This window comes from Saliniramus sp. (genome assembly GCF_035311605.1).
In the GTDB taxonomy this organism is placed as follows: Bacteria; Pseudomonadota; Alphaproteobacteria; order Rhizobiales; family Beijerinckiaceae; genus Saliniramus.
On record NZ_DATGCW010000061.1, the window covers coordinates 1 to 3213 of the forward strand.

Genomic DNA, 3213 nt, shown 5'->3' on the forward strand with positions numbered 1-3213 from the left:
GGTCAGCCGCGCCGCCGGCCAGTTCACCGCATCGTCGAGCTTCGCCGCGAAGCGCCCGAAATCCGTATGGCGCGCATTGCGGTGGCCGATCATGCTGTCGAGGGTGTTGATCGCTTTATAGGCCACGATGCCGGGCAGGCCGAGGAGCGCGCCCCAGAAGAGCGGCGCGACGATTCCGTCGGATGAATTCTCCGCAAGGCTCTCGATCGCCGCGCGGGTAACCCCCGGTGTATCGAGCAGCGTGAGATCACGCCCCACGATCATCGCCACAGCCGCGCGTGCGCCCTCGAGATCGCCGGCGCTGAGCGGTGTGGCGACGGCGGTGACATGGTCGTGCATCGAACGCGTGGCGATCAGCGGCCAGGCCAGCAGCGCCGTGAGCACGAGGCCGATGATGCCATCGGGCAGGAGCAGCGCGACGAACAATGCCGGCAGGCTGGCTGCGAGAATCACGGCGAGCGCGGCGAGCATTCCCGCCCGTGCCCGGCGCGCGGGCGCATCACCTTCGCGATTCAGCCGCCTGTCGCACCAGCTGATCGCTGCGCCGATCCAGGTCACCGGATGGCCGATCCGCGCATAGAGCCATGCCGGCCAGCCAATGACGGCATCAATCAGCATGGCGAGCGCCATCGCGGCGGCGCTGAATGCGATCAGGCTCATGCGACGGGCCTCTTCGAGGCGGAACAAGGTATCGGGGCGCAGGCCCGCATCGGAACGGTCATGGGCGTTCAATACACGGCACCCGCCGGTCCCGCCACCGGTTGCGCGCCACGCAGGGTGAATCCGCGCCTCGCATCCGTTACGCTGTTGAGCTAGAACCATGCCCATGAGCATCATCCTGATCACCGGCGGCGCGCGATCGGGCAAGAGCCGCCATGCCGAAGAGCGCGTGCTGGCCATGCGCGGTCGCCCGGTCTATATAGCGACGGCCGAGGCCCTCGACGACGAAATGCGCAGGCGCATCGCCACCCATCAGGCGCGCCGCGATGCGCGCTGGGGCGACCACCCCGCCCCGCTCGATCTCGTCGGCGCGCTCGATGCCACTGATGGCGCGGGCCCGCGTCTCGTCGATTGCCTGACGCTCTGGCTGACGAACCTGCTCTTCGCCGAGCGCGATCTCAGCGCCGAGGGCGAAGCGCTCTGCGCCGCGCTCGTGCGCCAGAAGAGCCCGGTCGTGCTCGTCACCAACGAGGTCGGCTTCGGCATCGTGCCGGAGAATCGTCTGGCACGGCAGTTCCGCGATGCGGCGGGGCGGCTCGCGCAGGATGTCGGGGCGGTCGCGGATGAGGTGGTACTGGTCGTGGCCGGCCAGCCGTTGCGGATCAAGTGAGCATGCCGTCATGAGTGCCACATTGATGATCCAGGGCGCCGGCTCCAATGTCGGCAAATCCATGCTCGTCGCCGGGCTCGCGCGGGTCTTCGTCCGGCGCGGGCTTCGCGTGCGCCCGTTCAAGCCGCAGAACATGTCGAACAACGCCGCCGTCACCGATGATGGCGGCGGTGAGATCGGACGCGCCCAGGCCCTGCAGGCACGCGCGGCGGGCGTGCCGACATCGATCCACATGAATCCGGTCCTGCTCAAGCCGGAAAGCGAGACCGGCGCGCAGGTCATCGTCCAGGGCACGCGGCTCACGACGGCGCGGGCGCGCGATTACGCAAAGCTCAAGCCGCAATTGCTCGCGAGCGTGCGCGAGAGCTTCGCGATCCTGCGACGCGAGGCGGATCTGGTTCTGGTGGAGGGTGCGGGCTCTCCCGCCGAGATCAATCTGCGCGCCGGCGATATAGCCAATATGGGCTTCGCGCGGGCCGAGCACGTGCCGGTCGTGCTCGTAGGCGATATCGATCGCGGCGGGGTGATCGCGCAGATCGTCGGCACACAGGCCGTGATCGATCCCCAGGATGCAGCGCTGATCAAGGGCTTTCTCATCAACAAGTTTCGCGGCGATCCGCGCCTGTTCGACGACGGCTATGCGACGATCGCGCAACGCACCGGCTGGCCCGGTTTCGGCGTGCTGCCCTGGTTTGACCAAGCCCATGAGCTCCCCGCCGAGGATGCCCTCGACATCGCCGCAAAACGCGGCGAGGGCGCGTTTCGCATCGTCGTGCCGCGCCTGTCGCGGATCGCGAATTTCGATGATCTCGACCCGCTGGCCCTCGATCCGGCGCTGTCCGTCGAGATGGTGGCGCCGGGGCGCCCGCTCCCGCTTGATGCAGATCTCGTTATCATACCGGGATCGAAATCGACGCGCGGTGACCTCGCCTTCTTCCGCGAGCACGGCTGGGATATCGATCTCGCGGCGATTCTGCGCCGGGGCGGGCGGGTGCTCGGCCTGTGTGGTGGCTATCAGATGCTCGGGCGCACGATCGCAGATCCCGATGGCATCGAGGGGCCGGCGGGGACGAGCCCCGGCCTCGGCCATCTCGCCATCGACACGGTGATGCAGCCCGACAAGCACATCACCCAGGTCCGCGCGTGCCACATTGCCTCGGATACGCCGGTCAGCGGCTACGAGATCCATATCGGCGAGAGCGACGGGCCGGACCGGGCGCGGCCCATGTTTGATCGCGAGGGTACGCCCGAGGGTGCGGTTTCAACGGATGGGCGGGCGATGGGCAGCTATCTGCACGGCCTGTTCGGCGAGGACGGCTTTCGCCGCGCTTTTCTGGCGCAAATAGGCGCGCCCGCTTCCGATCTCGTCTATGGCGCACGGGTCGAGGCCGCGCTCGACGCACTCGCCGATCATCTGGAAGCGCATTGCGATTGCGACGGGCTGCTCACCATCGCGGGAAGCGGTGTATGTGAGGGCGGCTGACCACAGCCGCGTCCCGCCACAAACGAAAAGCGGACCCGGCTATGAACCGGATCCGCGTTGCTATGGCGCCTGACAATCAGCCGGAAGCGCCTCAGGCAGCTTCTTCCTGCAAGTCACCGTTATCAGAATCGCCGTCGGCAGCCTCGGCGCCATCAGCATCCTCGGCGCCTTTCGCGCGGCGCGGCGACTTGGCGAGTGCTTCCTCGATCAGCTTGAGCGCTTCCGTCTCGGTCGCGCCGTTGACCGAAGCGATCTCGCTGACGACACGCTCGAGCGCGGCCTCGTAGAGCTGACGCTCGCTGTAGGACTGCTCGGGCTGCGCGTCGGAACGGTAGAGATCACGCACGACTTCCGCCACCGAGATCAGATCACCGGAATTGATCTTGGCTTCATATTCCTG

Annotated in this window: 4 protein-coding genes; 2 read left to right on the forward strand and 2 right to left on the reverse strand. The window is 67.3% G+C overall.

Annotation, left to right across the window (positions count from 1 at the left end):
* A partial coding sequence (gene cbiB, locus VKP01_RS03060; RefSeq protein ID WP_414706502.1) for an adenosylcobinamide-phosphate synthase CbiB occupies window positions 1-630 on the reverse strand: 630 nt, incomplete at its 3' end.
* A gap of 196 nt (window positions 631-826) precedes the next feature.
* On the opposite strand from cbiB, the gene cobU reads away from it, so the two are divergent.
* Together cobU and VKP01_RS03070 are read left to right on the forward strand one after the other, a co-directional pair.
* Window positions 827-1330 carry a bifunctional adenosylcobinamide kinase/adenosylcobinamide-phosphate guanylyltransferase gene (gene cobU / locus VKP01_RS03065; RefSeq protein WP_324410167.1) on the forward strand — a complete coding sequence of 168 codons (504 nt, stop codon included), beginning with the start codon at window positions 827-829 and terminating at the stop codon, window positions 1328-1330.
* Window positions 1331-1340: 10 nt separating this feature from the next.
* Window positions 1341-2813: a cobyric acid synthase gene (locus VKP01_RS03070; RefSeq protein WP_324410165.1), complete on the forward strand. Its 1473-nt coding sequence runs from the start codon at window positions 1341-1343 to the stop codon at window positions 2811-2813.
* 91 nt (window positions 2814-2904) lie between these two features.
* On the opposite strand, the gene VKP01_RS03075 is transcribed toward VKP01_RS03070, so the two are convergent.
* The coding region (locus tag VKP01_RS03075; protein WP_414706501.1) for a CarD family transcriptional regulator at window positions 2905-3213 on the reverse strand (309 nt) is incomplete at its 5' end.